Source organism: Haloferax sp. Atlit-12N, from assembly GCF_003383095.1.
Classification (GTDB): Archaea; Halobacteriota; Halobacteria; order Halobacteriales; family Haloferacaceae; genus Haloferax.
In genome coordinates this window covers 1-5,553 of sequence record NZ_PSYW01000010.1, presented here as the reverse complement: position 1 = coordinate 5,553, position 5,553 = coordinate 1, and the positions used below count along the sequence as shown (strand labels likewise).

The window sequence follows — 5,553 nt, the reverse complement described above, 5'->3', positions numbered from 1 at the left end:
GTATCAAAAGAAACGCAACTAGGGATCCAAGTGTATCCTGGGTCGTCATACAATGAAAGAATTAGACCCACATCTAAGTCTAATTGGTACTGGTTGAATGACCCACCACCCCTTCCTTTATTCAGAGTTCGTTTATCAATAAACCCGAGCATGTACAGATCATTAAGATGATCAAGTACAGCACGCTGAGATACTATCGGATCCCCGTTCTTCGAACGAACTTGGTTATATATCGCTCTCACTTCACTCGTCGAAAACCAAGATCCATTCTGATGCTCAGTAAGCATTGAGAGAGACCAAAGAGCAATGTTATCGTTGCGTGTGATCCTGGTACTATCTTTGAGCTCCTCAAGCATTTCAGTACTTTGTAAATCTTCAAACGACGACTCGACGTGACTTTCGGTTACGTTTGTATCACCGGCTGCATCAGCTAAGGAGCCAGCAGATTTCAATAACCTAATCGCTTGACGAGCACTTCCAGAGTCCCGTGCTGCCAGTGCCGCCGCTAGGGAGATTGCTGCGTCATCAATAACACCCGGTTCAAAGGCTTTTTTGGCACGCTGAGCAAGAATCGCGTGAAGTTGGTTAGCGTTGTATGTACTGAATCTAATCTCCCATTCACAGAGGCTGTCGCGAACTTTTGGACGCAGATTCTTGTGGAATTTGAGATTATTACTAATCCCAATCAGGCCCGGGTTGGCATCTGTGACTTTTCCCTCTTCAACCGCCCGTGGTATCTGGTAGAGAATACCATCATCTCCATCAAGTGAATCAATTTCATCCAAGATGACGTATATCACACCCCCAATCTCATCCATTCGATCCCACAGCATATTGTTGATTACACTCTGACTGTACCCAGATTCCGGAATTTGCCTATCAGCAGGTAACAACGCATTAAGAATACCAACCGTCGCTTGGTAGGTAGATGTACGGTCCTCCAGATTCAGATAAGCAGTAGTCACATTGATCTCTAACTCAGCACCCTTTGCTGCAAGGTCCGCTATAATCTTTTTCGAGACAGCCGTCTTACCAACCCCCGTTTTCCCATACACGAAAATATTGGTTGGGTTCTGGTTGAGTAGTGCTGGTTTGAGGGCATCAATGTATTGTGAAACCTCTTCATCTCGTTGAAGGATTTTTTCTGGGCGCCATTCAGTAGATAGGTACTTTCTGTTCTCAAAGATATTATCCGTGAGTTCGTCATCGAATAGATTACTATCGGTATTCTTGAAAGTACCACTAAATGGTTTCTCCATACCGACCATACATGATGAGCAATCCATAAGTATTTCCCCACCCGTTGATTATTTATTTCGGCTATATAATTTTAAATTATTTGTTGACCGGAACCTTAGCTATGCTCATAGACACACCACAACTTCGACTGTTAATCTGTATTCTGAGTTAGCTTAGTTTGAGCTCTCTTTGAATCTAGTAATGAATCCTTTGTTAAAAGCATGTATTGCCGGCATAGCGTTTTCTTGCTATTCAGCCTCTCCTATGGGAGGTTGCACCAGAAGTAGTGGTGTGTCTCACGCCCTCGTCCCTTTCGAAGGGAGTCTTATCGGTTCTAACAGTCGAAGTAGTGGTGTGTCTCAGAGATGTGTATCGATACCGAGACTGTCGTTCGTCTCCTCATATGATTACGACCCAGTCGTCAGGTTACTGTCGGTCACGTCGCCCATACTCTTCATCATAGTGCTGCGACTTTGTACAAGAGTCTAGTGACGAACGGTGTAACGGATAACATTGGCAAGTACGAAGACCCGGCCTGCGGTCTATACGACGACGTCGACATACCAACAGTATTCGCCGCACAACTCTTGCTAATGACCAGTGTGTCTATCCCCAATCAGATTGTTAGCGTTCTGTTCCCGCTCGTTGAGAGGTAAGGGATCATCGGGAGACATCATCCACTGGTCACTTCCACGGGTACACCAACAACGTCGTAATGTTAAGATGTCCGTTTCTCACGAATGCGACCACGCTCACGAATCATATCCTCGCAGTTGGGACATACTTGCGGCTCGTCAACCGAATCCGGCGTAAATACACGAACGTAGGCCTCTGTGACATGGCTGCCACAGTTCTGGCACTCAGGCATATCAGTAGACCAGACCTCATCCGGTATAGGCTTTCTGACAGAGTCGAATAGACGATGCAATCATATTGTACACGTGCCCTTTCATCGTCTGAGAAACGGTTACTTCCCTGAGCGCGACGGAGTGATCCTCTTATAGAGAAATGTCATAATTAAAAACAGACTGCAACCGGTAGTTTGAATATGAACATCTGTGACCTGAATAATGCTGAGTGCCTCTAATCCACCAGCATTGGCGTCTACCAGGGTGCCCGGCCTGGTACACGTCACCCCCTTACGCAAACTGTGATGGTGAAACAGCCGTAGGTTAGCCGCTAGTCGACATCATTCATATCGCTTTGAGACATCATTGTCTTTGCAGGCTAGAATAGTAATTAGTAATGTGCTTGGGTTTAGTTTCACTGCAGAAGACTTGGGCTCAAGTCAACGTTCTACAAGCACGCTCGTACTGACCAGTAGAAAGCGTTCACAATGATTTGAGGAGAACAACCACTCTGTTTCGATAGATCTACCAGTTCAATAACTAATCCCACTTCAATAGTACTGGTTCGGTAATTAACCATAAGATATTCCCTAATACACTTATTATACTTACAAAGAGTGCTATAGATTCCCTGTCGGCACTCGTGAATCCACTATGAGAGATGTCGACCCCAAACCAGACGAAGAAACCCCGTATGAGTGCTTTCAGTGCGGGAACATCATCATCTCGGAGAGCAGCGACAATCAGTGCCTCGACTGTAATGGCCCAATGCGAAATCGGCGAACTCCACTTGAGTAACTATGGCATCCCAACCAGAGACCACATGCGGTGAGCCGAGTGAAGAGACGACAGAAGCAACCGAATCAGAATCGGCACTCGAAACAGCTCGTCAACAACTGTATCATGCTGCTGAATATTTAGATATTGACTCGAACATCGTCGAGCGGCTCAAATATCCCAAGAAGGTCCACGAAGTAACGGTCCCGATTGAGCGGGACGATGGAACAGTAGAGGTGTTCACCGGCTACCGAGCCCAACACGATAGCGTTAGGGGACCCTTCAAGGGAGGACTGCGGTACCATCCCGAGGTGACCAGAGACGAGTGTGTTGGGCTCGGTATGTGGATGACATGGAAATGTGCCGTTATGGGCCTCCCATTTGGGGGAGCAAAGGGTGGAATTGCGGTCAATTCCAAGGAATTGAGCCCAACAGAGAAGGAGCGACTTACTCGGCGGTTCGCACAGGAAGTTCGCGACGTTATCGGCCCGAAACAGGATATTCCTGCACCAGACATGGGGACGGACCCACAGACCATGGCCTGGCTAATGGACGCATACTCAATGCAGGAAGGCGAAACAATACCAGGGGTTGTCACCGGTAAGCCACCTGTTGTCGGTGGAAGCGAAGGTCGCGAGGAAGCACCTGGCCGGAGCGTTGCAATAATCACAAAGCTTGCTTGTGAATATTATGACTGGGAGCTCAATAACACTACAGTAGCGGTCCAGGGATACGGAAGTGTTGGAGCGAATGCCGCTCGACTCCTGGATAACTGGGGCGCAACTATCATTGCAATCAGCGACGTGAACGGTGCAATGTACGAACCAGGCGGAATAGATACGGCTACTGTCCCATCGCACGATGAAGTGCCTGAAGCGGTCACAGAATATGCCGACAATACCATCTCAAATGAGGAACTCCTTACGCTTGACGTTGATGTCCTCATTCCTGCTGCTTTGGGGAATGTAATCACCAAAGAGAACGCAGAAGCGATTGATGCAGACCTCATCGTTGAAGGGGCAAATGGTCCGACGACATCGACTGCTGATTCGATTCTCGCTGACCGGGGTGTTGCGGTAATTCCTGATATTCTTGCCAATGCTGGAGGGGTAACGGTAAGTTACTTCGAGTGGCTTCAGGACATCAATCGGCGAGCGTGGTCACTTGAACGGGTGAACAATGAACTCGAAGCAGAGATGGAGGCTGCTTGGGATGCGGTTCAGTCAGAATTCGAACAACGAGACATTACTTGGCGTGATGCGGCCTACATCGTTGCACTATCCCGCATTGTCGAAGCCCACAAAGCACGGGGGCTCTGGCCGTAGCGAGATGGGCTATCGACCATTTAGACGGAACCGACAGCCAACCACCCCACTTGAGCGGGGGCTCCTTCGACTGTATCAACTCGTTAGCCCTAGTGCTATTTTTGTTACAATCTGCCTTATTGGATATGTTCTTACCGGCTTCAGTTTATCTTTTATCGGATTCTATGAACCGACATACTCCGTAATGAACCTCACAGATCCATTTTTTACTGGTTTGTTATTTCTAACAGGCCTGTTTATTTGTTCAACGGCGGGAACGCTCGCAGCGCTCACGCTTCTGCTTAGCTCCGACGATCCGAAAGCTAATTTCGTCGTCACCATGTGTTTGATTGCGATTGGCTTTGGCGCTGCCACCATGCGAGTCACATTTGAGGCCGTCGGCACATCTCTTGCTGAGATAGTAAGCAGTCTTCTATAGCGATAGCAGAGTTGGTTTTTGCACTGTGAATGGTGGGTAGCGACTACAGTTAACTCTGAGAATCGCTCAAACGAGTTCAGATGTAGAATCAGGTCTGTTTCGACCTTCGTGAAATAGGATCGTTAGGGGGTAGTGGTTCAGCACACTCTCACCGACCGCGATGAGCCTCGTCGTGTCAGCGAGTATCTCTTCCTAATGAGTGAATCAGAATCGTCGAGGAGATTGACACTGACCTCCAAGTCGTATCCCTGTCGGTAATAGCGAGAAAGTTCTCGTCTTCTACTCACCCATTTGAACGGCTTTGTCGTCTTTGTGAGGTCCTCAGCTAGCGAGCTCACGGTCGTGATAAGTACGTTGATGTACCCTTCACGAACGAGATAGGCGACAACCTCATGAAAATCTCGGCGAGATGACATTCAACGTACACATGAAATAGCCCAGGACATCTGGTGTGGCCAAACCTCGTCACTAGCGGGAACAATTTGGTCCTGAGAGTCGTCCATACCAGGAATTAGCAGGATACTAGTTTGAATTGCTCGAGACTGATAACTACTTCTCGACACACACAAGTCCGGCAACGGCGAACTATCTAGCATGTCCAAACCAACGGTGGCCGTCCTCCGACCCGACGATAACCGTATCGTTGAGGCGGTTGAGTATCTCCAGTCACTTGATGTATCACCAATTCCAGACCCAATGCTGACGGTCACGTCAACCGGCCAAGTTCCACGGCATGCGGACTATTGTGTCTTCACGAGCCAGACTGGTGTCAACCTAGCTGCAGCAGCCGGATGGGAACAACGGGAAACCGCTGTTTGTGCTGTCGGGAGGCAGACTGCGACCGCTTTACGCAAACAGGGGTATTCGGTCGATGTTGTGCCGGCAACATCCACGTCCACAGGACTCGTCGATGAGTTATCTGCCGATGTCGAAGGTCGAACAGTCG

Annotated in this window: 5 protein-coding genes; 4 read left to right on the top strand and 1 reads right to left on the bottom strand. The window is 48.4% G+C overall.

The window, feature by feature from the left end; genetic code table 11:
* On the bottom strand, window positions 1-1,259 hold a 1,259-nt coding region (locus C5B90_RS19485; protein ID WP_158547246.1), incomplete at its 3' end, for a Cdc6/Cdc18 family protein.
* Between the two features lie 1,482 nt (window positions 1,260-2,741).
* Here C5B90_RS19485 and C5B90_RS19480 point away from each other — a divergent pair.
* The 4 genes from C5B90_RS19480 to C5B90_RS19460 all read left to right on the top strand — a co-directional run.
* Window positions 2,742-2,885 carry a rubrerythrin-like domain-containing protein gene (locus C5B90_RS19480; RefSeq protein ID WP_115883587.1) on the top strand — a complete coding sequence of 48 codons (144 nt, stop codon included), beginning with the start codon at window positions 2,742-2,744 and terminating at the stop codon, window positions 2,883-2,885.
* Window positions 2,886-2,887: 2 nt separating this feature from the next.
* On the top strand, window positions 2,888-4,189 hold the full coding sequence (gdhB, locus tag C5B90_RS19475; RefSeq protein WP_115883586.1) for a glutamate dehydrogenase GdhB: 1,302 nt from the start codon (window positions 2,888-2,890) through the stop codon (window positions 4,187-4,189).
* Between the two features lie 184 nt (window positions 4,190-4,373).
* Entirely contained in the window at window positions 4,374-4,607 is a 234-nt protein-coding gene (locus C5B90_RS19470) for a hypothetical protein (RefSeq protein WP_115883585.1), read from the top strand.
* A gap of 594 nt (window positions 4,608-5,201) precedes the next feature.
* A partial coding sequence (locus C5B90_RS19460) for a uroporphyrinogen-III synthase (protein WP_199517569.1) occupies window positions 5,202-5,553 on the top strand: 352 nt, incomplete at its 3' end.

Excerpts from the sequence above, each read along its gene's own strand:
- C5B90_RS19480 (WP_115883587.1), top strand. The coding sequence starts at position 2,742 with ATGAGAGATGTCGACCCCAAACCAGACGAAGAAACCCCGTATGAGTGC.
- C5B90_RS19470 (WP_115883585.1), top strand. The coding sequence starts at position 4,374 with ATGAACCTCACAGATCCATTTTTTACTGGTTTGTTATTTCTAACAGGC.
- gdhB (WP_115883586.1), top strand. The coding sequence starts at position 2,888 with ATGGCATCCCAACCAGAGACCACATGCGGTGAGCCGAGTGAAGAGACG.